The organism is Streptomyces sp. SJL17-4 (assembly GCF_036826855.1).
Classification (GTDB): Bacteria; Actinomycetota; Actinomycetes; order Streptomycetales; family Streptomycetaceae; genus Streptomyces.
In genome coordinates this window covers 4,209,558-4,230,931 of sequence record NZ_CP104578.1, presented here as the reverse complement: position 1 = coordinate 4,230,931, position 21,374 = coordinate 4,209,558, and the positions used below count along the sequence as shown (strand labels likewise).

Genomic DNA, 21,374 nt, shown 5'->3' with positions numbered 1-21,374 from the left:
TCCCGTGGCAGGTCAGCGGGTGCGGAAGAAGGCCGTGAGCTGTTCCGCGCACTCCTCGCCGAGCACGCCCTGGATCACCTCGGGCCGGTGGTTGAGCCGGCGGTCCCGCACGAGGTCCCAGAGCGAACCGGCCGCGCCCGCCTTCTCGTCGGGCGCGCCGAACACCACCCGCTCGACCCGCGACTGGACGAGTGCCCCCGCGCACATCACGCACGGCTCCAGGGTCACGACCAGCGTGCAGCCCGTCAGCCGCCACTCCCCGGTCGCCGCGGCCGCCCGGCGCAGGGCGAGCACCTCGGCGTGCGCGGTGGGGTCACCGGCCGCCTCCCGCTCGTTGTGCCCGCGCGCGAGCACGGCGCCGTCCGGGCCGAGTACGACCGCGCCGACCGGTACGTCACCGGCCGGCAGGGCCGCGTCGGCCTCGGCCAGGGCGAGCCGCATGGCGTCCCGCCAGGGGTCCCGAACGGGGTCGGGCGCAGGTACGACTGGTACAGCGCGGGCCACTAGCGGACGGCCTCCAGGACCTCGGCGGCCCCCAGCGCGTCCGCGATCTCCGCGAGCGCCTCGCTTTCGAGCGCCAGCAGGTCCGCCGCGGACATACCGAGGTCCGCAAGGATCAGCCGGTCGCCGACCGGAGCGGCCGGTACGGCCTCGGCGGCGACGCTCGTCTCCTCGTCGTCGTCCGTGTCGCCGTCGAGCGGCTCCCCGTCCTCCGTGCCGTCCAGGTCCAGCGACTCGAGCTCGTCGACGATGTCGTCCAGGTCGTCGCCGAGGATCTCCCGGGTGAGGATCTCCCCGTACGAGGAACGGGCGGCGGCGGCGCCGTCCGAGACGTAGATGCGAGGGTCTTCCTCACCCTCGATCCGTACGATCCCGAACCACGCGTCCTCCTGCTCGATGAAGACGATCACCGTGTCGTCGTCCGAGGCCTCGCGGGCGAGCTCGGTCAGATCCGACAGGGTCTCCACGTCGTCGAGCTCCGTGTCGCTCGCTTCCCACCCGTCTTCGGTGCGCGCGAGCAGTGCGGCGAAGTACACCTGACTCTCTCCCACTGATCAGAGGTGTGACGATCCGGCGGCGCGCTCCTGATGCCCCGCCCAATCGGCATCGTGACAGATACGGCGCCCACAGGAGAGGTCTTCGGCTCTTGAGTCGTGCATCAGTCTGAACGACCCCGCGATCGGGCGGGCGTGCGACCCCGGCGCACGCTGGGGGCGCACAAGGGGACGGGACGGGGACGGGACAGGGCGTGGCCGGGCACGGAGCGGCGGGCGGCTCACCAGCGGAACGTCCGCATGCGCATGGCCTGGCGCATCCGGGCCGCCCGGGCCCGCCTCGGCTGGACGCGTTCACGCAGCGCCTTGGCCTCGCCCAGTTCACGGAGGAACTGGGCGCGGCGCCTGCGGCGCTCCGCGTCGGTCTCCGGTGCCGGCTTCCGGGCCGCCCCCTCGGCGGCACCCTCGGCCGGTTCTTCCAGGTCGGGCATGGGCCACTCCACCCCATCGCCGGGTCCCCGTGTTCCCACCTTCCCCCAGTGGCGCGGGTCGACGCCAGTGCGCGGCGGGCTACTGTTGAGTCATGCGTCTCCACGTCGTCGATCACCCGCTGGTCGCCCACAAGCTCACCACGCTGCGCGACAAGCGCACGGACTCCGCGACCTTCCGTCGGCTCGCCGACGAGCTGGTCACCCTGCTCGCCTACGAGGCCACCAGGGACGTCCGGACCGAGCAGGTCGACATCGAGACCCCCGTGACGCCCACGACCGGCGTGAAGCTGTCGTACCCGCGTCCGCTGGTGGTCCCGATCCTGCGCGCCGGGCTCGGCATGCTCGACGGCATGGTCCGGCTGCTCCCGACCGCCGAGGTCGGCTTCCTGGGCATGATCCGCAACGAGGAGACGCTGGAGGCGTCGACCTACGCCACGCGGATGCCGGAGGACCTCTCGGGCCGCCAGGTGTACGTCCTGGACCCGATGCTGGCGACCGGCGGCACGCTCGTCGCGGCCATCCAGGAGCTCATCAAGCGCGGCGCCGACGACGTGACCGCGGTCGTGCTCCTCGCCGCCCCGGAGGGCGTCGAGATCATGGAGCGCGAGCTGGCGGGCACCCCCGTCACCGTCGTGACGGCCTCGGTCGACGAGCGTCTCAACGAGAACGGCTACATCGTCCCGGGCCTGGGCGACGCGGGCGACCGCATGTACGGCTCCGCCGAATAGGCACTGTCGGCTCCGCCGAATAGGCACTGTCGGCTCCGCCGAATAGGCACTGTCGGCTCCGCCGAACAAGCGCTGTCGGCTCCGCCGAACACGAAAAACTACCTCAGCACTTTCCGGTCGGTACGGGCGCGGGCTTGGTCAGGGCGACCAGGGCCGCGTCCGCCGTCTTCTTCGGGGCCAGGTTCTTGAAGGCGGTCCCGATGATCAGGTCCACGTCCGCCGTGCCCCGGGTGTCCGTCTTCGTCGTGGCGCCCGCGAGCTGGGTGCCGAGGACCGGGAAGACGCCCTTGGCGGCGGTCGTGGCGCCGAGGAGCAGACCGGCGCCGGGGACCTTCTTGTCGTAGGCGGCGGGAGCGTTCCCCACCTTGCCGATCTTGAAGCCGCGCTTCTTGAGTTCGTCCGCGGTCGACTTGGCGAGCCCGCTGCGCGGGGTCGCGTTGTAGACGTTGACCGTGATCTGGGCGGGCTTGGGGAGGACGGCGGCGGGCGGGGTCGTCGCCCGGGCGACGGGTTTGCAGTCGGCCTGTTTTCCGGCCGTCGCCCTGGTGCCCTCGTCGCCGGAGAAGACGTCGACGAGCTGGAGCGTGCCCCAGCCGGCCGCGCCGAGCACGACCACGGCGGCGGCGGACGCGAGGATGATCCTGCGCCGGCGGTGGGGGCGGCGCATGCGAGGGTAGACGTCCCCCGTGATGCGGTACTTTCCGCCCATTCCAGGGGGAGTGAGCATGCTCATGAACGCAGCGTAATGCCGCCCGTCGGCGATGCCTACTTGATGATCATGTGATCGCGTCCGGATGGGGGCGAACTGACCCCGAAAGGGTCAGCGAGTACGGGGCCGGTCGGCGCCGTCTCAGTCCATTTCCAGGACGCGGGCGTGCAGCACCTGGCGCTGCTGGAGTGCCGCGCGGACGGCGCGGTGCAGTCCGTCCTCGAGGTAGAGATCGCCCTGCCACTTCACGACGTGCGCGAAGAGGTCGCCGTAGAACGTGGAGTCCTCGGCGAGCAGCGTCTCCAGGTCCAGCTGGCCCTTGGTGGTGACCAGCTGATCGAGACGGACCGGGCGCGGGGCGACGTCCGCCCACTGCCGGGTGCTTTCCCGGCCGTGGTCGGGATACGGCTTTCCGTTTCCGATGCGCTTGAAGATCACACGGAAAGCCTACCGGGCGAGCGGCTCCCGGCGCAGCCATGCCCGGGTAGTGGGATCCTGGTGCGAAATATGACAAACCGGAATCGGGGTGCCGTGATGAGCGCGAGCGAGCAGCAACCGGCCGTGCTGGGCGGCCCTGCCGCCGAGATCGCCGCCGGATACGCCTTCGAGGGGGCGGCACTCGATCTGGGGGCGCTGCTCTGGGACGGGGCGTGTCACCCGGACGCGCCGATCCGCATCCCGCTGCCCGTGCTCAACCGGCACGGGCTGGTCGCCGGCGCGACCGGCACCGGCAAGACGAAGACGCTCCAGCTGATCGCCGAGCAGCTCTCGGCGCACGGCGTGCCGGTCTTCCTCGCCGACATCAAGGGCGACGTCTCCGGCGTCTCGGCCCCCGGCGAGGACGGCGAGAAGGTCCGGGAGCGGGCCGCGCAGGTCGGTCAGGAGTGGCGCGCGACGGGCTTCCCCTGCGAGTTCTACGGGCTCGGCGGGACCGGCCCCGGCATCCCGGTGCGCGCCACGGTGACCAGTTTCGGCCCCGTACTCCTGTCGAAGGTGCTCCAGCTCAACCAGACGCAGGAGCAGTCGCTCGGCCTGATCTTCCACTACGCCGACTCCAAGGGCCTGGAGCTGGTGGACCTCAAGGATCTGCGGGCGGTGGTGGCGTTCCTGGTCTCGGACACCGGGAAGGCGGAGCTGAAGGGGATCGGCGGGCTCTCCACGGTGACGGCCGGGGTGATCCTGCGGGCGATCACGGCCTTCGAACAGCAGGGCGCGGGCGGCTTCTTCGGGGAGCCGGAGTTCGACACGAGCGAGTTGCTGCGGACGGCGGCGGACGGGCGCGGGATCGTCTCGGTCCTGGAACTGCCGGCGGTGCAGGACAAGCCGCAGCTCTTCTCGACCTTTCTGATGTGGATGCTCGCGGATCTCTTCCATGACCTGCCGGAGGTCGGCGATCTGGAGAAGCCGAAGCTGGTCTTCTTCTTCGACGAGGCGCATCTGCTGTTCAACGGGGCGTCGAAGACCTTCCTGCAGTCGATCACCCAGACCGTGCGGCTGATCCGCTCGAAGGGCGTCGGGGTGTTCTTCGTGACGCAGACGCCGAAGGACGTGCCGTCGGACGTGCTCGCGCAGCTCGGCAACCGGGTGCAGCACGCCTTGCGCGCGTTCACCCCGGACGACGCGAAGGCCTTGAAGGCGACGGTACGGACGTTCCCGAACTCGCCGTACGACCTGGAGGAGGTCCTCACGGGCCTCGGTACGGGCGAGGCGGTGATCACCGTACTGAGCGAGAAGGGTGCTCCGACCCCGGTCGCGGCGACCCGGCTGCGGGCGCCGGAGTCGCTGATGGGCCCGATCGACGCTGCCGCCCTGGACGCGGCGGTGAAGGGCTCGCTCCTCCACGGGCGGTACGCGGAGGCGGTGGACCGCGAGTCGGCGTACGAGAGGCTGACGGCCGAGCAGCAGGCGACGGAGGCGGCGGCACTTGAAGCGGCGGCCGCCAAGGAGGCCGAGAAGGAGGCGAAAGAGGCCGGGAACGAGGCCAAGGAGGCCGAGAAGACGCGGAAGCAGGAGGGAGCGAGGGCTCCTAAGCCGGAGCCCTCGCTCGCCGACCAGGTGGTGGGCAGCGGGATCTTCAAGTCCCTTGCGCGGTCGATCGGCACCCAGCTGGGCCGGGAGATCAGCCGCTCGGTCTTCGGTACCGCCCGCCGTAAGAGGTAACGGGGCCCGGCGGACTACTCGGTGACCTCGTGGTGGTCGCTGTGCAGGCCGCCGCCGCTGCTCTCGCCGCCCGTGGTCGGGGTGGAGACGACCGGCTTGCGCAGCGAGGAGATGTCGTGGGCGTAGGTGCCCACGGCGTTGGCGATGACGTCGATGTTCACGTCGAAGGCCGTCATGTTGACGTTCTTCAGGTCGTCGCCCTTGGCGTGGTAGTTCACGTCGTACGCGACACCCGCCGTGCCGCCGAACTTGGCGGCCTGGGCTGCGGTCTTGATGCCCTCGGCGCCGGTGAAGGTGCCGCCGGAGGGGATGCCGACCTTGATGAACGGGCCGTAGTCGGAGCGCCCGGAGAAGTCGGTGCCCTCGTTCGGGACCCCGCGCGATCCCATGAAGTCGGTGATGTCGCGCTCGAGCTGGGCGGAGCCCGCGGGGCCGGCGCCCTCGCCGACGTTGTCCGAGTTGTCGCCGTCGTAGACGAACAGGCCGTAGTTCGGCGAGGCGATCATGTCGAAGTTGAGGTAGAGCTTGATCTCGCTCTTGTCGAGCGCGGTCAGGTTCTTGACGTAGTGGTCGGAGCCGAGGAGGCCGTTCTCCTCCGCGGACCACCAGGCGAAGCGGACCTTGTTGCGGACCTTGTCCTTCGACTTGGCGAGCTCCAGGGCGGTCTGGAGGAGACCGGCGGAGCCGGAGCCGTTGTCGTTGATGCCGGGGCCGGCGGTGACGGAGTCGAGGTGCGAGCCGAGCATCACGGTGTTGGCGGCGTTGCCGCCCTTCGTCTCCGCGATGACGTTGTTGGTGACGCGCTTCTCCTGGAACTGGCGGATCTCGAAGGAGAGCGTGACCGGGCCCTTGGCGAGGTCGGCGGCGAGTTTCTCGCCCTCGGCCAGGCTGATGCCACCGGTCGGGATCTTGCCGGCGGCCGGGTCGCTGAGGGTGCCGGAGAGGATGCCCTCGACGTTGTTGTAGATGATCGCGCCGGCGGCACCGGCCGCGGCGGCCTGCTGCTGCTTGATCGCGAAGGAGCAGCCTCCGCGCTTGATGAGCGCGACCTTGCCGGTGAAGGCGCCGGCGGCGTAGTCGCCCGGCTCGCAGCCGGTGGTGCCGTCGGCGTCGACGGGCACGGCGGCCAGGTCGGCCTTGATGCCGTCGACCGGGGTGGACGTGGTGTACGTCATGGCTCTGATCTCCAGGGCGCGCGGCGCGGGCGTCACCACGGAGACCTTCTCGGCGAGCGTCTCGGTGTAGATGAAGTCGAACTGCTCGTACGAGACGTCGTAGCCGGCCTTCTTGAGCTGCTGGTACACGTACGCGGCCGAGGCGTCGTGCCCGAGGGTGCCGGCCGCGCGGTGACCGCCGGCCGAGTCGGCTATCGCCTGGAACTTCTGCAGGTGCTTGTAGGCGTCCTGGCCAGTGGTTTCGCGGACCAGCTTCTTCGCCAGCCGGGCGGCATCGCGGGCGGGTGCGGCCGTGGGGTCCTTCACCGCGGTGGCGGGGGAGGCGAGGACCAGCGGGGTGGCGAGGGCGGCGGCGGCCAGAACGGCCGCGGCCCGGCGCTGGGTAGCGTTCACAGAAGTCCTTCCCGTTACGGACGAGGTTGAGGGGAAGTTAGCGATCGGCAGGGCATCCTGTGAACACCTTCTCCACAATTCCTGTCCCACAGAGCAGGATTGAAATCTGGAAGTATCAATTCTCGTCGGTTTTGGACTCCTTGGCGGCTTTCGCCGCTTTCGCTGCCGCCTTCATCTCCTGCTTGTGGGCCCGCACCTTCACCAGCGACTCCGGGCCCGTGATGTCGGCGGCCGAGCGGTACGAGCCCTGCTCGCCGTACGCACCCGCCGCCTCCCGCCAGCCCGTCGGCCGCACCCTGTACTGCTTGCCGAGGAGGGCCAGGAAGATCTGCGCCTTCTGCTTGCCGAATCCGGGCAGCGCCTGGAGCCGCGCGAGCAGTTCCTTCCCGGTCGCCGCGTCCGCCCAGACGGCCTCGGCATCGCCCCCGTACTCCTCGACGAGGAACGCGCACAGTTGCTGTACGCGCTGGGCCATCGACCCCGGGTAGCGGTGCACGGCGGGCTTCTCGGAGAGCAGCGCGGCGAACTCCTCCGGGTCCCGGGCGGCGATCTCGTGCGCGTCGAGATCGTCCGCGCCGAGCCGCTGGGCGATGGTGTATGGCCCGGAGAAGGCCCATTCCATCGGCACCTGCTGGTCGAGCAGCATGCCGACGAGCGCGGCCAGCGGGGACCGGCCGAGCAGCGCGTCGGCCTCCGTCTGCTGGGCGAGATGGATCTCGGGGGCCTTGGACCTGGAGCTGGTGGACTCGGGACTCATTCCTCGATCATCCCGCCGGGGCAGGATGATCGCCCGGTGGACTCACCCTCCCCCGAGCTCGGGCTTCGCCCGAACAGGGGGGACCCCCATCGCGAAGCGGTCGAGGGCGGCCAGGATGAGCAGTCCGGTCTCCTTCCCGCCCAGGTGGCCGGCGGTCTCGACGACGTGCAGCTCGGCGTCCGGCCAGGCTCTGGAGAGCTCCCAGGCGGTGCCGAGCGGGCCGCCCATGTCGAGCCGGCCGTGGATCAGGACGCCGGGGATGCCGGCGAGCCGGTGGGCGTCGCGGATCAGGGCGCCCTCCTCCAGCCAGGCGCCGTGCGCGAAGTAGTGCGAGCAGATCCGGACGAAGGCGAGCCGGGTGTCGTCGACCCGGTCGGTGTACGGGGTGCCCATGCCCTCCATCGAGAGGACGGCGTCCTCCCAGGCGCACCAGTCGGCGGCGGCCTTCTCCCGTACGGCCCGGTCGGGATGGTTCATGCGGTCGGCGTAGGCGCCGACGAGGTCCGCGGCCCCGTCGGCGCCGGCCCGGAAGCGCTCGTGGGCCTCGGGGAAGAACCGCCCCACACCCTCGTACAGCCAGGCCGTCTCGGAACGGCGGGTCGTCGTGACGGCCGCGATCACGATCTCCGTCACCCTCTCCGGGTACGCCTCCGCGTACGCCAGGATCAGCGTGGAGCCCCAGGAGCCGCCGTACAGCAGCCAGCGGTCGATCCCGAGGTGCTCGCGCAGCCGCTCCATGTCGGCGACCAGGTGGGCGGTGGTGTTCACGGTCATGTCGGCGGCCGGGTCGCCGGCGTGCGGGGTGGAGCGTCCGCAGCCGCGCTGGTCGAAGAGGACCAGGCGGTACGCCTCCGGGTCGAAGAAGCGCCGGTTGTGCGGCGAGGACCCGGAGCCGGGCCCGCCGTGCACGACGAGCGCGGGCTTGCCGTCCGGGTTGCCGGAGACCTCCCAGTGGACGCGGTTGCCGTCGCCCACGTCGAGCAGGCCCTGGTCGTACGGTGCGGTGCTGTCGGAGTACATCCGACCGAGCCTAGCGACCCTTGATCCGCACCGCGGGGTCCTCGCACCACTCCAGGAGCGAGGGCCATTCCCCGTACCCGGAGTCGGGGTTGAGGTGTTCCCCGCCCGGTACGTGGTCCAGGTCGAGGCCGAGGGGGAGGCCGTAGTGCCGGTCGGCGCCCTCGGGGCAGTACGGGTCACCGTCGCCGTACACGAGCCGCGCGTCGAGCCCGGCCTCCGTCAGGTCGAGCCCGTCGGCGAAGGCGGCGATCTCGGGGATCGAGGCGGTGACGGCCGGCGAGGGCGGGGCGACGAGCAGCACCCGGTCGGCGACCGGCCGGCGGTCCCCGGCCCGCAACCAGAGCAGCACGGACAGGCTGTGCGCGAGCACGACGAACTCACCCCGGGCGGGCCGCGCGCCGTGCTCGTCGAGCGCGGCGAGCCAGTCGCCGAGCACGGGCGCGTCGGGCTCGGGCAGCTGCGGGTACCGCACCTCATGGCCGCGCTCCCGCAGGCGCCCGGCGAGCCAGTGCTGCCAGTGGGCGGGCGGACGGCGGTTCTGGAATCCGTGCAGGATCAGGAACGTCGTGGAATCGGTCGTCATGGCCCGATCGTGCGGTCCTGGGGGACGGCTGGTCCAGATAGTTTCGGTGGATGGACGGATCAGGGGAGGCCGAGCTGCCGGGGCGGTTCGGGGTCGAGGGGTTCGGCACGGGGGAGTTCGGGGCGGCCCTTGACGGAGTGCGGGTCGTCGGCCTGGGCGAGTCCACCCACGGGACGAGGGAGTTCTTCCGGCTCAAGCACCGGCTCTTCGCGTACTTGGTGGTCGAGCACGGCTTCCGGACGTTCGCCATGGAGGCCAGTGCGTCCGCCGGAACGGCGGTCGACGCGTACGTCAGGGACGGCATCGGCGACGGGGCCGCCGTCCTGACGGGGCTCGGATTCTGGGTCTGGCGGACCCGGGAGGTCCTGGACCTCCTGGAGTGGATGCGGGACTACAACCGGGGACGGCCCCGCGCGGAGCAGGTCGGTTTCGTGGGCATCGACCCGAAGCGGTGCGGGGCGTCGCTCGCGCACTTCGGGGAGGAGCGCGCGGGGGCCCTGGCGGTGCTCGCGGAGGCGCACCCGGGTCGGTACCCCGAGCGCCGGGCGGAGCTGCTCGCGGCGGCGGAGGCGCTGGAGGCCGGGGTGCTGGAGGCCGCGGAAGGGCCGGCGGAGGCGGCTGGGCAGGCGTCCGCGGACGCGGGCGTCCGTGAGGCCGCTCGGCGGGCGTCCGTGGAGGACCGGCATCATGCCCGCGTTCTGGCGAGGGCCGCCGACGTGGTCACCCGCGAGCCCGGCAGGGAGGTGATGACGGCCAGGGACGGTCACATGGCCGACGCGGTGGACGAGGCCGTGGCCGCCGGCGGCGGCGCCGGGGTCGCGGTGTGGGCCCACAACGGCCACATCGGCGTCCGGGGACGCACGCTCGGGGCCCGGCTGCGGGAGCGGTACGGCTCCGCGTACTACGCGCTCGGCCTGGTCTTCGGCGAGGGCGCCTTCCGGGCCCGCCGGATGTGGCCGGGACCGTGGGGCCCGCGCCTGAAGCGGCCCTCGCCGGTGGCCGTGAACCGGCTCGGGCCCGCCCGCGAGGGCACGCTCGAAGCGCTCCTCGCGGCGCGGGCGCCGGGCACGCACCTGGTGGATCTGAGGTCCCGCGCGGACGAGCCGTGGGTGACGGGGACGCACCTCACCCGCACCCACGGGGCGTACGTCCACCGCCTCACCTACCGCTGGAACGTGGCGCCGACGGTGCCGGGCGCCGAGTACGACGGTCTGCTGTACGTACCCGTCTCGACGCCCTCACGGCCGCTGTGACCGCACGTCTCCTCAGCCGCCCACGTACTCCTTGAGGTGACGTGCGGTCAGGGTGTCGGCCTTCTCGACGAGTTGGGCGGGTGTGCCCTCGAAGACGATCCGCCCCCCGTCGTGCCCCGCCCCCGGCCCCAGGTCGATCAGCCAGTCCGCGTGGGCCATCACCGCCTGGTGGTGTTCGATCACGACGACCGTGTTGCCCGCCTCGACGAGCCGGTCGAGGAGGGCGAGCAGCTTGTCGACGTCGGCGAGGTGGAGCCCGGTGGTCGGCTCGTCGAGGACGTACACGGCGGCCTTCTCCGCCATGTGGATGGCGAGCTTGATGCGCTGCCGCTCTCCGCCCGACAGCGTGTTGAGGGGCTGCCCGAGACGGAGGTACCCGAGGCCGACGTCCTTGAGGCGGCCGAGGATCGTGCGGGCCTGGCCCTTGGCCGAGAGGGCGGTGAAGAAGTCGTACGCCTCCTCGATCGACAGCGACAGGACCTCGTGGATGTTCTTCCCGTTCAGGAGGTAGGTGAGGACCTCGGGCGTGAACCTCTTCCCCTCGCACTCCTCGCAGACCGACGCGACGCCCGCCGCGATGGCGAGGTCGGTGTAGACGAGCCCGAGGCCGTTGCAGCGCGGGCAGGCGCCCTCGGAGTTGGCGCTGAAGAGGGCCGGCTTGACGCCGTTGGCCTTGGCGAAGGCCGTACGGATCGGGCCGAGGAGCCCCGTGTACGTCGCCGGGTTCGAGCGGCGCGAGCCCCGGATGGGGGACTGGTCGGCGACGACGACGCCCTCGCGGCCCGGCAGGTTGCCGTGGATGAGGGAGGACTTTCCGGAGCCCGCCACGCCCGTGACGACGGTCAGGACCCCGGTCGGGATCTCGACGCTCACGTCCTTGAGGTTGTGCTGCGTGGCGCCGGTGATGCTCAGCGCGCCGGTGGGGACCCGTACCTCCGCGCGGAGCTTCGCCCGGTGGGCGAGGTGGTTGCCGGTGAGGGTGCCGGAGGTGCGCAGCCCCGGAACGTTTCCGCTGTAGCAGATCTCGCCGCCCGCGGACCCGGCGCGCGGGCCGAGGTCGACGACGTGGTCGGCGATCTCGATGACCTCGGGCTTGTGCTCGACGACGAGAACGGTGTTGCCCTTGTCGCGCAAGCGCAGGAGCAGGTCGTTCATGCGCCGCACGTCGTGCGGGTGCAGCCCGGTGGTCGGCTCGTCGAAGACGTACGTGACGTCGGTGAGCGGGGAGCCGAGGTGGCGGACCATCTTGACGCGCTGGGCCTCGCCGCCGGAGAGCGTGCCGGACGACCGGTCGAGGGAGAGGTAGCCGAGGCCGATCTCGACGAGCGAGTCGAGCAGCTCGCGCAGCCCGGCGAGGAGCGGGGCGACGGAGGGGTCCTCGATCCGGCGGACGAACGCGGCGAGGTCGCTGATCTGCATCGCCGAGCACTCGGCGATGTTGACCCCGTCGATACGGGAGGACAGCGCGGCCCGGGTGAGCCGGGTGCCCTCGCACTCGGGGCAGGTCCGGAAACCGACGGCCCGGTCGACGAAGGCGCGGATGTGGGCCTGCATGGCCTCCCGGTCCTTGGAGAGGACGGTCCGCTGGAGCTTCACCACGAGGCCCTCGTAGGTGAAGTTGTTGGTGCCGACCTTCACCTTGCAGGACGGCTTGTGGAGGAAGTCCTCCCACTCCTGCTCGGTGAAGTCCGCGAGCTTCTTGTCGGGGTCGTAGAAACCCGAGTGGGCCATGATCTGCCACATCCAGGAGTCGACGGCGTAGCCCGGCACGGTGATGGCGCCCTCGTTGAGGGACTTGGTTCGGTCGACGAGCTCGTCGACGTCGATGTCGGAGATCTGGCCGGTGCCCTCGCAGCGCGGGCACATGCCTTCGGGCAGGTTGAAGCTGAAGGCGCCCGAGGTGCCGACGTGCGGTGTGCCGAGGCGGCTGAAGACGATCCGCAGCATCGTGTACGCGTCGGTGGCGGTGCCCACGGTGGAGCGGGAGTTGGCGCCCATCCGCTCCTGGTCGACGACGATCGCGGCGCTGAGGTTGTGCAGTCCGTCGACGTCGGGGCGGGCGAGCGACGGCATGAAGGACTGCAGGAAGGCGCTGTAGGTCTCGTTGATCAGGCGCTGCGACTCGGCGGCGATGGTGCCGAAGACGAGGGAGGACTTTCCGGAGCCGGAGACTCCGGTGAAGACGGTGAGGCGGCGCTTGGGGAGGTCGACGTCGACGTTCCTGAGGTTGTTCTCCCTGGCCCCGCGGACCTGGATGACGTGATGGCTGTCCGCTGCGACGGGGTGGTTCATGCGTGCGCCCTCCGTTGGTCGTCCTGCTTGCCGGGGAAGGGTACTCTATACAGCGTACAAAGTAAGCGAGAATAATCCTGACCTGCGAAAACGAGATGATCGGAAGGGGAGTGACATGGCGGCGGCGAAGGGGAAGAGCAGCAGCGGTGCGGGCGACCCGGCGCGCACCCTGGAGCTCCTGTGGCGCGACGGCTCGGCCGCCCCGGCGGGTCGGCGCGGGCCGAGACAGGGCCTCACGGTCGACGCGGTCGTCGACGCGGCCCTCGCCCTCGCCGACGCCGGCGGACTCGACGCGCTGACCATGCGCGCGGTGGCCCAGCACCTCGGCGTGACCCCGATGACGCTCTACACGTACGTCCCCGGCAAGGCCGAACTCCTCGACCTCATGCTGGACGCCGTCTTCCTGCGGATGGACCGGCCGCCGTTCCGCCCGGAGGAGTCCTGGCGGTCCCGCCTCACCGCGGTCGCGGACGCCAACCGGGCACTGCACCTGCGTCACCCGTGGCTGGTCGAACTGCGCATCGTGCGCGCCCCGTTGGGGCCCGGCGTGATGACCAAGTACGAGTACGAGCTCGGCGCCTTCGAGGGCCTCGGCCTCGACGACGTGGCCCGGGACTCGGCGCTGACGTACGTCCTCGGCTTCGTGCAGTCGGGCGCGCGGGCGGAGCTGGACGCGCGGGCCGTGGAGCGGGAGAGCGCGATGTCGGACGGGGAGTGGTGGGACGCCCACGAGCCGCTGCTGGCCCGCGCGTTGGACCAGTCGCGGTTCCCGCTGGCGAGCCGGGTGGGGGAGGCGGCGGCACTCGCGTACGACGGCCTGTACGACGCGGAACACGCGTACCGCTTCGGGCTGGCGCGGGTCCTGGACGGGCTTGCGGCGCTGGGCGGGATCTGACTGATCCGGGGGCGCTGACCCCGGGCTGCCGTGCCGGGGTGACTGTTCCCGGGCTGCTGACCCCGGGCTGCTGGGTCAGGGCCCCTCCGGGCTCCCCAGGGCTCCCCAGGGCTCAGGCCCGCAGGTGGAGCAGTTCCCGTATCCCCGTCTTGAGGCGCTCCGCCGACAGCTCCTGCTCGACCGCCAGATGGTGCATGACGTCCGGCGAGAACGGTGCGAGCAGCAGGTGCGCGAGCAGCGTGCTGTCGGAGCCGGGCCGCAGGCGCCCGACGAGCAGGGCCACATGCGTGTGCATCACGCGGTACGCGCCGCTGTGGTAGCGGGCGCGGGGCGCGGCGGAGTGCGCGGCGAGCAGGATCTCGCGCTGTTCGCCGACCCGGTCGACGAGCGCGTCGATGAAGGCGTCGAGCCGCGCGTCGGCCGGGGCGCCGGGTCCGAGCGGCGGCGGGCCGCTCATGTACGCCTCCTGGAACTGGCGCTCGCGGTCGTCGAGGAGCGCCCACAGGAGCTGGGAGACGTCGCCGAAGCGGCGGTAGACCGTGCCGACGCCGATACCGCTGGCGTGAGCGACCTGGTTCATGGTGACGGCCTCGGGGCCGTCCTCGGCGACGATCCGGGCGGCGGCGTCGAGGATCTTGCGCCGGTTGCGGGCGGCGTCGGCCCGCTCGGGTGCGGGGGTGCCGACGGTGGGGAGGAGGCCGAGCAGGGGTGCCGCCGTGCCTCCGGCCCGCGGGATCTCGGTGCTCATCTGCCGACTCCTGTTCCTGGTGCGCCGCCCGTGCGCCCTGTTGCGCGTCGCATCGCGCTGTTTCTGTTTGCGTGCCCCGTCTCCCCGTTCCGGTAGCCCTCGAAGTGAGCATACCCGTTCCCCTTGCGAACCGGATAGTGATCCGTTTAGTCTCGCCTCATTGAAACGGAAACTGATCCGGTTGAGGAGATCGCCATGTCCGTGAAGGTCGCTGTCATCTACTACTCGGCCACGGGTGCCGTCCACCAGCTCGCCCAGGCCGTCGCCGAGGGCGCCGAGAAGGCCGGCGCCGAGGTGCGGCTGCGCCGGGTGCCCGAGCTCGCCCCGGCCGCCGCCATCGACTCGAACCCGGCGTGGCGCGCCCATGTCGACGCCACCGGTGACGTGGAGGTCGCCACCCTCGAGGACCTGGAGTGGGCGGACGCGTACGCGCTCGGCTCCCCGACCCGTTTCGGCAACGTGGCGGCGCAGCTGAAGCAGTACATCGACACCTCGGGCGGCCTCTGGCAGCAGGGCGTCATGGCGGACAAGCCCGCGACCGCCTTCACCAGCGCGCACAACCTGCACGGCGGCAACGAGTCGACGCTGCTCGCGCTCTACAACACCTTCCACCACTGGGGCTCGGTCATCGTCTCCCCCGGCTTCACGGACCCGGCGGTCTACGCGGCCGGCGGCAACCCGTACGGCACCGCCCACCCGGGCGCGAACGGCGCCCCGGAGGAGAACGTCCTCCAGGCCGCCCGCTACCAGGGCCGACGCCTGACGACGATCGCGAAGCGCCTGAAGGGCCTCGCGACCGACTGACCGCGCCGACGGTCGCCACGAATGACGTACCCCCGGGGGATCTCCCCCGGGGGTACGTCCGCGTCTCATGGGGCGCAGGTCACGCCAGCGACAGGAAGAGCTTCTCCAGCCGGGCGCGCATCGCGTCACGGTCCTCGCCGTTCCGGCGGCCGTCCTCGACGTCGGTCAGGCACTGCTGGAGGCCGGTCGCGATGATCGCGAACCCGGCCCGGTCGAGGGCCCGGGAGGCGGCGGCCAGCTGGGTCACGACCTCCTCGCAGTCGCGGCCTTCCTCGATCATCCGGATCACGCCGGAGATCTGGCCCTGAGCCCGGCGGAGCCGGTTCAGTACCGACTTCAGCTCCGCACCAGCGAGATCCAGTTCCACAGCTACTCCTCTTAGATACCCCAGGGGGTAATTTACTCCCCGCGCGGGGTTCCGTCGAAGACCAAGGATGACACCTGCGTCAGATTGCGGGCGGGGACGAGGAGGGCGCGGGGGCGGGTCCGGGCCCGAGGGCGGGCTCGTACCGTCGGAGGAACATCTCGACCCCGTCGACGACGAGACGCTCGCCCAGCTCCTCGCCGAGCTCGGTCCCGTGCTGCTCGAACACCATCTGCGGGAAGACCAGCAGCGAGTAGAGCTGGAGTACGGCGACCTCCAGGTCGGGGATGTCGAGGAGGCCCCGGTCCGCGAGGGTGCGCAGGGCGTTCGTGACGGCGGGGTGGTGGCCGGCCGGGCCGTGCGCGCGCCAGGCGCGGCCCAGTTCGGGAAAGCGGTGGACCTCGGTGGCGACGAGGGTGCGCAGGGCGCGCCCCTCGGTGTCGGCGCGCAGGGCCCGGCCCCAGGCGTGACCGGCGTCGATGAGGGCGGCCTTGAGCGCCTCGGGCCCGTCGGCCTCGACGAGCCGAGCGAGGTCGGGCGCGTCGCTCCGCCCCTCACCGCTCTGTCCGCCCTGGCCACCCCGTCCGCCCTGGGCACCCCGTCCGCCCTGGGCGCCCCGTCCGCCCTGTTCGCCCTGCCAGCTTTCGCTGAGGGGCTCGTCGAGGCCGCCCGCGACGACGGCGGTGAAGAGGGCTTCCTTGCTGCCGAAGTGGTTGTAGACGGTCACTTTCGAAACGCCGGCCTCGGCGGCGATGGCGTCCATGCCGACGCCGAAGCCCTCGCGGAGGAAGAGGTCGCGGGCGGCCCGGACGATCGCCTGCCGTTTGCGGGCGGCGCGGGGGCCGGTGGGGGCGGGCTTGGCGGCCGGGGCGGGCTTGGCGTCCATGGCCTCACCCTACCCAGGAAACTGTACTCTTGAGTTCAACTGTACTGTGCCGTACAGTTCAATTATGCCCACAGACTCCGCCGCACCCTCCCCTGCCCACGCCCACGCCCACGCCCATGACCAGACCCATGGCCACCCGAGCCCCGACCCCCGCCGCTGGAAGGCCCTCGCGCTGATCTGCGCGGCCCAGTTCATGCTGGTCCTCGACGTGACCGTGGTGAACGTCGCGCTGCCCGCGCTCGCCATCGACCTCGATCTCGGACGTACCGCCCTGACCTGGGTCGTCACCGCGTACACCCTCTGCTTCGGCGGGCTGATGCTCCTCGGCGGACGACTCTCCGACGCCCTCGGTGCCCGCCGGGTCCTCCTCACCGGACTTGCCCTCTTCACCGCCGCGTCCCTCGCCTGCGGACTCGCGCCGAACGCCGGCGTCCTGCTCGGCGGCCGGATCGTCCAGGGCGTCGGCGCCGCGCTCCTCTCCCCGGCGGCGCTCGCCCTGGTCACGACGATGTTCCACGGCCCGGAGAGGCCCAGGGCGCTGGGCGTCTGGGCGGCCATCGGCGGAACGGGTTCGGCGGTGGGCGTCCTGCTCGGCGGCGCCCTCACCTCGGGCCCGGGCTGGCCGTGGATCTTCTACGTCAACGTCCCGGTGGGCCTCGCGGTCCTGGCGACCCTCCCGAGGTTCGTACGGTCGACGGCGACGGCGAAGCCCGCGAAGCGGAGCGGCGGCCTGGACATCCCGGGCGCCCTCCTCGTCACGACGGCGACGGGCGCACTCGTCTACGGCCTGGTCACGGCGGGCGACTCCGGCTGGACGTCGACGGCGACGCTGCTGCCCCTCCTCGGCGCGCTCGCGCTCTACGGAGCCTTCGCGGCGACCGAACGGAAGACCCGCACCCCGCTGATGGACCTGCGGATGTTCACCCGGCGACCGGTCGTCGCGGGCTCACTCCTCATGCTGGTCGCGACGGCGCTCCTGATCTCGTTCTTCTTCCTCGGCTCGATGCACCTCCAGCACGTCCACCGCCTGGACGCCCTCCGCACCGGACTCCTGTTCCTCCCGGTGGCCCTGACCACGGCGATCGGCGCTCACCTCGGCTCCCGCCTGGTGAGCACGGCGGGCCCGCGCGTCTGCGCGACGGCAGGCCTGACGGTCGCGGCCCTGGGCTGCCTGCCGCTGGTCCTCGTCGACCCCGCGACCGGCCCGTGGACCACGCTCCTCCCGTCCCTCGCGACGGCGTCGCTCGGCCTCGGCGCGGTCTTCGTCACGGCGACGACGACGGCCCTGGGCCTGATCGCCCCGCACGAGGCGGGCCTCGCCTCCGGCATCGTGAACACCTTCCACGAACTGGGCGGCTCCATCGGCGTCGCGCTCGTCTCCACCCTGGCCCTGACCACCACGACCGCCCCGACCCCGACCCCGTCCGGCCTGACCACCGCGTACGCCCTCTGCACCGTCACGGCGGCAGCAGCGGCCCTTGCGTCCCCACTCCTCATCCCGAGCGGCCGCCCGCACATGACGGGCGGCCCGCACGGAATGCACTGAGATCCGGAACACCAGGACGGCAGCGGTGGGCGGCGGAGGGTCAGTGGACTCCGGACGTGTCGGCGGCGGCCGCCCGCGGAGCCCGTCGCTGCTCGAACTGGCCCAGATGAGAGACGACCGAGCTGTAGAAGCGGTCGACGGCTTCGTCGATGCTGCGGATGAACCCCGACTCCGTGCCGCCCCGGCTGCTGCCCATGCCCTTGAAGAGGGACAGCCGGAAGCCGGTGATGGCCACGCCGTCCTTGGGCAGCAGATCTCCTGGCTCGGGGCGGAGCCGCTCCAGGGTGCCGCGCGGTCCGCTCCGGCCCTCCAGCAGCCACGTGCAGGTCGGCGGGTGCGTCGTCCAGCACACGCAGGAGCCGCTTCGCGACCGACAAGGGGTAGGCGCCGTCGGGTGCGGGGACGTCGATGGACGTGCGGATCTTGCCGGTTCGGAGATCCGCGGTGAGGGAGAGGATGCTCTGTGTACCGTCGACGCGCAGCTCGGCGGAGAGCTTTCCCTCTTCGCAGAGCCGGTCGGCCAGCTCCGTGCGTCGGGACTTCGGGTCGGAGCCGCGCTTGGCCCTCTGTACCGGCAGGGCCTTCTGCCCGAGCTCGCCGCCCAGTCGGAGGCAGACCTGGCGGATCAGCCGCTCCCAGCTCTCCACGACCTCCACCGCGCGCGGATCGCCCTGGCACAGGGTCTCGCCGTCGATTCCGTTGCGGACGGGAACCCATGACGGTCCCATGTTCTGGAAGCCGTGGCAGCCGGAGTTCTCGTGCTGGAGGTAGTGGAGCAGCTCCTGGAGGAGCCAGGCATGTGCGGCATTGCCGACGCCTTCGTGCCGGATCAGCATCTGTGCCTGGTGCGCCACCTCCGCCCACGAGAGGTGCCAGAGCGAGACCTTGTGCTTGCGCCTGCCGTCCGTCTTGACCTCGACGAGCGGACTGCCCTCCAGGGCCACGTCGTTGGAGAGGGTGATGACGGCCTCGTAACCGCGCCTCGCGGCGATGTCCATGTAGTTCTGGACCTGCTCCGACTTCAGCGGGTTGCCGTTGGTCTTGGTCTCCACGAGCGCGGTCCAGAGCTTCCCGGCCCGCTCCGTCCGGATGACCCCGTCCGGGCGCTTCGGGCTGTCGCCGTGGGGGAGCGATACCTCGGTGAACGTCTGCATCCGGCCGGCGGGAGCCCCGAAACCAGCGGTGAGGCGTCGACCGAACTCCGGCACTTCCGCCATGACGGAGAGCAGGACCGATGTCGCGCGCACCTCCCGCTCCCGGTCGCTCTTGTAGGAGGGGACGGGGAAGAGCCGGGCGGGCTTCCACGAATCGTTCTCCGCCAGAGACTTCTTCGCGGCCTTCGGGAGAGTGACCTTCTTCTTGGCCGTGCGCGTTCCGCGGCGGCGGGCGGGCTGGGGCGTGTCCGCGGGCGAGGCAGGGGCGGCGGCCGTCCCGCGCGGGGCCGATACCGCGCGATCCGTGGATGAGGTGGCCTGCGCCGGGATGCGGAGGGCGTCGGCTGCCCGTAGATCGGTTTCGGCCACGTCGGGGGACGTCTCCCCGGCATCCCCGGCTCCCCTTGCGGCCTCGGAGCGGCCGGCCGCGACGACTTCCTCCCTGCCGCCGCCTTGAATCTCCGCGCCCTCCGGGCCCTCGACGTCCTCGTCCTCGCCCTCGTCGACCGTGATGCCGAAGTCGGTGGCGAGACCGGCGAGACCGGTTTCGTATCCCTGGCCCACGGCACGGAACTTCCACTCGTCGTTGCGCCGGTACAGCTCGCCGAAGATGAAGGCCGTCTCGATCGTGGCGTCCGGGATGGAGAACCCGAGGAGCGCTTCGCCCGAGCGGTCGGTGACGGTCATGCGCAGGTCGTCCAGATCCCCGAAGCAGGCACCGCCGTACTGGCTGGCCGCCACGACGACGGTGGCGACGTCCGAGGGGACGGCCGTGAGGTCGAGGCTGATCCGGTCCTCGCTGCCGTTCTCCGTGGGGACCTTGCCCAGGAGCTGCACACTGCCGTCCTGGGCGGCGGGGTGGTTGTAGAAGTAGAAGTCCGAGTCACTGCGGACCTTGCCGTCGCCGTCGACCAGCAGCACCGAGACGTCCGCGTCGCCGTCGCCGGCCGCGCTGCTCCAGCTCAGACCGACGACGACCGACCCGGCGTCGTCGCTGAGTGCAGCCAGTCCGATGTTGGCTCCCTTGGCCATCTCGTGCATGCGTCCCCCGGCCCCTCGCGATGTGATGTGCATCTCAGGGGAACCGTAGCGTCCGTAACGGGAGGACGGGGAGGGAATGTGAAACCTGGACTAACGGTGCGTGTCGATGGCCGGAAAGGGCCACTCGGCAGGCGGATGACAGGCCCGCCGAGCGGTCTCGGTGGACTGCCGACGGCTGGTTCGCGCCGTCAGTCCTGAGTCGGGCCCGTCTCGTCCACCGGCCGGATGACCACCGGGTACGCCGGGGCGCCGGCCGGCTGCGGGCAGCGGGCGACCTGGGCGGCGATCTCCGTCACGCGCTCCAGGGAGGCGCAGTCGAGGAGCCAGTAGCCCGCGATGACCTCCTTGGTCTCCGCGTAGGGGCCGTCCGTGACGACCGGCCTGCCGTCGCCGTCCACCGTCACGAACCGGGTCGTGGAGGGGGCGGCGAGGCCCTGGGCGTCGACCATCTCGCCGTTGGCCGACAGCTCCTCGTTGATGGCGTTCATGTGCTCGAACATCGCCTTGAGGTCGGACTTGTTCCAGGCGGGGCTGTCCTCGCTGGGGCGGCCCACCATGGCCTCGTAGTCCGCCTGCGCGCCCTCCACCATCACCAGGTACTTCATGACGTCCTCCTCGCTCATCGTTCTCGGCTTCCTGGGGGTGCTGCCTCTCGCAGGACAGTCGGAGCGGAGGACCCGTTCTCGACACCGCGCGGACACCGGCCGGAAAAACAGGAGAAATCACCCACCCGCACCATGATTCCGGTGTGAACGCCTTCAGCTACTCCGCCGCCTTCATCACCTTCTTCTCCGTCGTCGGCCCCCCGAAGGTCCTCCTCGCCTTCGCCGGCCTCGCCCAGGTCCACCCGGTGCGCCAGCTGAGGACCATCGCCCTCATCTCCTCGGGCGCGGCCGTCCTCGTCGGTCTGGTCATCGGCATCACCGCCCCCTGGGTGCTGGACGTCTTCCACATCAGCACCCCCGCACTCCAGCTCGCCGGCGGCGTCATCTTCTTCATCTACGCCGTCGGGCTCGTCCTCGGTCTCCACTTCGGCTCGGGCACCACCCACCAGGACGCCCCCGACCTGCCCAGCGGCGTGAGCGAGCTGCTCATCCCGTACGTGGTCAGCCCGCTCGCCATGACGGCCGTGCTCATCGAGGCGGCCGCCCGCGACTCCTTCACCTGGCGCTCGACCGTCGTCGGCTCGTACGTGTCCGTCATCGCGCTCGACCTGATCTGCGTCCTGCTGCTCGCCCCCGTCCTGCGCCGCACCCACCACGCCACGATCGAGCTCCTCGGCCGCCTGCTGGGCCTGCTGCTCGCGGCCGTCGGCGTCGACCTGGTCCTCGACGGCCTCTCCGACCTGGACGTCCCGGGCCTGTACCAGCGCCAATGAGC

At 71.3% G+C, this 21,374-nt stretch carries 21 protein-coding genes and 1 pseudogene; 7 read left to right on the top strand and 15 right to left on the bottom strand.

Features of this window, described 5'->3' with window-relative positions; translation table 11 throughout:
- Positions 1-12 precede the first annotated feature (12 nt).
- The 3 genes from tadA to N5875_RS18895 all read right to left on the bottom strand — a co-directional run bounded on the left by tadA (position 13) and on the right by N5875_RS18895 (position 1,486).
- Positions 13-504, bottom strand: coding sequence for a tRNA adenosine(34) deaminase TadA (tadA, locus tag N5875_RS18905; RefSeq protein ID WP_338495033.1), 492 nt, complete (start codon positions 502-504; stop codon positions 13-15).
- Positions 504-1,037, bottom strand: a complete 534-nt coding sequence (locus N5875_RS18900; protein ID WP_318208371.1) for a hypothetical protein — start codon at positions 1,035-1,037, stop codon at positions 504-506. Before N5875_RS18900 ends, tadA begins: the two co-directional genes overlap by 1 nt.
- A gap of 239 nt (positions 1,038-1,276) precedes the next feature.
- The gene (locus tag N5875_RS18895) at positions 1,277-1,486 is read right to left on the bottom strand and encodes a hypothetical protein (RefSeq protein WP_318208372.1); all 210 of its coding nucleotides are present in this window, start codon (positions 1,484-1,486) and stop codon (positions 1,277-1,279) included.
- A gap of 92 nt (positions 1,487-1,578) precedes the next feature.
- Between N5875_RS18895 and upp the strand changes: the two genes are divergently transcribed.
- Positions 1,579-2,214: a uracil phosphoribosyltransferase gene (gene upp / locus N5875_RS18890; RefSeq protein ID WP_150268034.1), complete on the top strand. Its 636-nt coding sequence runs from the start codon at positions 1,579-1,581 to the stop codon at positions 2,212-2,214.
- 103 nt (positions 2,215-2,317) lie between these two features.
- On the opposite strand, the gene N5875_RS18885 is transcribed toward upp, so the two are convergent.
- Together N5875_RS18885 and N5875_RS18880 are read right to left on the bottom strand one after the other, a co-directional pair.
- Positions 2,318-2,947: a LytR C-terminal domain-containing protein gene (locus tag N5875_RS18885; RefSeq protein WP_318208373.1), complete on the bottom strand. Its 630-nt coding sequence runs from the start codon at positions 2,945-2,947 to the stop codon at positions 2,318-2,320.
- A 117-nt stretch (positions 2,948-3,064) separates the two neighbouring features.
- Entirely contained in the window at positions 3,065-3,361 is a 297-nt protein-coding gene (locus tag N5875_RS18880; protein WP_015034993.1) for a type II toxin-antitoxin system VapB family antitoxin, read from the bottom strand.
- Between the two features lie 96 nt (positions 3,362-3,457).
- Here N5875_RS18880 and N5875_RS18875 point away from each other — a divergent pair, with 96 nt between their 5' ends.
- Positions 3,458-5,083 (top strand): helicase HerA-like domain-containing protein, encoded by a 1,626-nt coding sequence (locus tag N5875_RS18875; protein ID WP_318208374.1) that lies wholly within the window; start codon positions 3,458-3,460, stop codon positions 5,081-5,083.
- 14 nt (positions 5,084-5,097) lie between these two features.
- Here N5875_RS18875 and N5875_RS18870 read toward each other — a convergent pair whose 3' ends face one another.
- From N5875_RS18870 to N5875_RS18855, 4 genes are all read right to left on the bottom strand, one after another.
- Positions 5,098-6,651 carry a M28 family metallopeptidase gene (locus N5875_RS18870; RefSeq protein WP_318208375.1) on the bottom strand — a complete coding sequence of 518 codons (1,554 nt, stop codon included), beginning with the start codon at positions 6,649-6,651 and terminating at the stop codon, positions 5,098-5,100.
- A gap of 115 nt (positions 6,652-6,766) precedes the next feature.
- Positions 6,767-7,408 carry an HhH-GPD-type base excision DNA repair protein gene (locus N5875_RS18865; RefSeq protein WP_318208376.1) on the bottom strand — a complete coding sequence of 214 codons (642 nt, stop codon included), beginning with the start codon at positions 7,406-7,408 and terminating at the stop codon, positions 6,767-6,769.
- Between the two features lie 42 nt (positions 7,409-7,450).
- The gene (pip, locus tag N5875_RS18860) at positions 7,451-8,428 is read right to left on the bottom strand and encodes a prolyl aminopeptidase (RefSeq protein WP_318208377.1); all 978 of its coding nucleotides are present in this window, start codon (positions 8,426-8,428) and stop codon (positions 7,451-7,453) included.
- Positions 8,429-8,438: 10 nt separating this feature from the next.
- Positions 8,439-9,011, bottom strand: a complete 573-nt coding sequence (locus N5875_RS18855) for an alpha/beta hydrolase (RefSeq protein WP_338495026.1) — start codon at positions 9,009-9,011, stop codon at positions 8,439-8,441.
- Between the two features lie 50 nt (positions 9,012-9,061).
- Between N5875_RS18855 and N5875_RS18850 the strand changes: the two genes are divergently transcribed.
- The gene (locus N5875_RS18850) at positions 9,062-10,264 is read left to right on the top strand and encodes an erythromycin esterase family protein (RefSeq protein WP_338495024.1); all 1,203 of its coding nucleotides are present in this window, start codon (positions 9,062-9,064) and stop codon (positions 10,262-10,264) included.
- Between the two features lie 12 nt (positions 10,265-10,276).
- On the opposite strand, the gene N5875_RS18845 is transcribed toward N5875_RS18850, so the two are convergent.
- On the bottom strand, positions 10,277-12,556 hold the full coding sequence (locus N5875_RS18845; protein ID WP_338495022.1) for an excinuclease ABC subunit UvrA: 2,280 nt from the start codon (positions 12,554-12,556) through the stop codon (positions 10,277-10,279).
- 115 nt (positions 12,557-12,671) lie between these two features.
- Between N5875_RS18845 and N5875_RS18840 the strand changes: the two genes are divergently transcribed.
- Entirely contained in the window at positions 12,672-13,451 is a 780-nt protein-coding gene (locus N5875_RS18840; protein ID WP_318208381.1) for a TetR/AcrR family transcriptional regulator C-terminal domain-containing protein, read from the top strand.
- Between the two features lie 112 nt (positions 13,452-13,563).
- On the opposite strand, the gene N5875_RS18835 is transcribed toward N5875_RS18840, so the two are convergent.
- Positions 13,564-14,199, bottom strand: a complete 636-nt coding sequence (locus tag N5875_RS18835; RefSeq protein ID WP_318208382.1) for a TetR/AcrR family transcriptional regulator — start codon at positions 14,197-14,199, stop codon at positions 13,564-13,566.
- Positions 14,200-14,394: 195 nt separating this feature from the next.
- Between N5875_RS18835 and wrbA the strand changes: the two genes are divergently transcribed.
- Entirely contained in the window at positions 14,395-15,003 is a 609-nt protein-coding gene (gene wrbA / locus N5875_RS18830; RefSeq protein ID WP_187622070.1) for an NAD(P)H:quinone oxidoreductase, read from the top strand.
- A 79-nt stretch (positions 15,004-15,082) separates the two neighbouring features.
- Here the strand turns inward: wrbA and N5875_RS18825 are convergent, their stop codons facing one another.
- Both N5875_RS18825 and N5875_RS18820 read right to left on the bottom strand, forming a co-directional pair.
- Positions 15,083-15,370: a metal-sensitive transcriptional regulator gene (locus tag N5875_RS18825; RefSeq protein WP_188268412.1), complete on the bottom strand. Its 288-nt coding sequence runs from the start codon at positions 15,368-15,370 to the stop codon at positions 15,083-15,085.
- Positions 15,371-15,449: 79 nt separating this feature from the next.
- Positions 15,450-16,253, bottom strand: a complete 804-nt coding sequence (locus N5875_RS18820) for a TetR/AcrR family transcriptional regulator (protein ID WP_338495018.1) — start codon at positions 16,251-16,253, stop codon at positions 15,450-15,452.
- A 64-nt stretch (positions 16,254-16,317) separates the two neighbouring features.
- Between N5875_RS18820 and N5875_RS18815 the strand changes: the two genes are divergently transcribed.
- Positions 16,318-17,799, top strand: a complete 1,482-nt coding sequence (locus tag N5875_RS18815; RefSeq protein WP_338495016.1) for an MFS transporter — start codon at positions 16,318-16,320, stop codon at positions 17,797-17,799.
- Positions 17,800-17,839: 40 nt separating this feature from the next.
- Here N5875_RS18815 and N5875_RS18810 read toward each other — a convergent pair.
- Together N5875_RS18810 and N5875_RS18805 are read right to left on the bottom strand one after the other, a co-directional pair.
- Positions 17,840-19,985, bottom strand: a pseudogene (locus N5875_RS18810) (TerD family protein).
- Positions 19,986-20,182: 197 nt separating this feature from the next.
- Positions 20,183-20,599: a YciI family protein gene (locus N5875_RS18805; protein WP_318208612.1), complete on the bottom strand. Its 417-nt coding sequence runs from the start codon at positions 20,597-20,599 to the stop codon at positions 20,183-20,185.
- Positions 20,600-20,742: 143 nt separating this feature from the next.
- Between N5875_RS18805 and N5875_RS18800 the strand changes: the two genes are divergently transcribed.
- Complete coding sequence (locus N5875_RS18800; RefSeq protein ID WP_318208385.1) at positions 20,743-21,372, top strand: MarC family protein; 630 nt, start codon at positions 20,743-20,745, stop codon at positions 21,370-21,372.
- Positions 21,373-21,374 lie beyond the last annotated feature (2 nt).

What these genes read in the sequence shown, in the direction of transcription:
- N5875_RS18820 (WP_338495018.1), bottom strand. Translation starts at nt 16,253, where the DNA reads ATGGACGCCAAGCCCGCCCCGGCCGCCAAGCCCGCCCCCACCGGCCCC.
- N5875_RS18805 (WP_318208612.1), bottom strand. Translation starts at nt 20,599, where the DNA reads ATGAAGTACCTGGTGATGGTGGAGGGCGCGCAGGCGGACTACGAGGCC.
- pip (WP_318208377.1), bottom strand. Translation starts at nt 8,428, where the DNA reads ATGTACTCCGACAGCACCGCACCGTACGACCAGGGCCTGCTCGACGTG.
- N5875_RS18845 (WP_338495022.1), bottom strand. Translation starts at nt 12,556, where the DNA reads ATGAACCACCCCGTCGCAGCGGACAGCCATCACGTCATCCAGGTCCGC.
- N5875_RS18875 (WP_318208374.1), top strand. Translation starts at nt 3,458, where the DNA reads ATGAGCGCGAGCGAGCAGCAACCGGCCGTGCTGGGCGGCCCTGCCGCC.
- N5875_RS18865 (WP_318208376.1), bottom strand. Translation starts at nt 7,408, where the DNA reads ATGAGTCCCGAGTCCACCAGCTCCAGGTCCAAGGCCCCCGAGATCCAT.
- N5875_RS18850 (WP_338495024.1), top strand. Translation starts at nt 9,062, where the DNA reads ATGGACGGATCAGGGGAGGCCGAGCTGCCGGGGCGGTTCGGGGTCGAG.
- N5875_RS18895 (WP_318208372.1), bottom strand. Translation starts at nt 1,486, where the DNA reads ATGCCCGACCTGGAAGAACCGGCCGAGGGTGCCGCCGAGGGGGCGGCC.
- upp (WP_150268034.1), top strand. Translation starts at nt 1,579, where the DNA reads ATGCGTCTCCACGTCGTCGATCACCCGCTGGTCGCCCACAAGCTCACC.
- N5875_RS18885 (WP_318208373.1), bottom strand. Translation starts at nt 2,947, where the DNA reads ATGAGCATGCTCACTCCCCCTGGAATGGGCGGAAAGTACCGCATCACG.
- N5875_RS18840 (WP_318208381.1), top strand. Translation starts at nt 12,672, where the DNA reads ATGGCGGCGGCGAAGGGGAAGAGCAGCAGCGGTGCGGGCGACCCGGCG.
- N5875_RS18855 (WP_338495026.1), bottom strand. Translation starts at nt 9,011, where the DNA reads ATGACGACCGATTCCACGACGTTCCTGATCCTGCACGGATTCCAGAAC.
- wrbA (WP_187622070.1), top strand. Translation starts at nt 14,395, where the DNA reads ATGTCCGTGAAGGTCGCTGTCATCTACTACTCGGCCACGGGTGCCGTC.
- N5875_RS18815 (WP_338495016.1), top strand. Translation starts at nt 16,318, where the DNA reads ATGCCCACAGACTCCGCCGCACCCTCCCCTGCCCACGCCCACGCCCAC.
- N5875_RS18835 (WP_318208382.1), bottom strand. Translation starts at nt 14,199, where the DNA reads ATGAGCACCGAGATCCCGCGGGCCGGAGGCACGGCGGCACCCCTGCTC.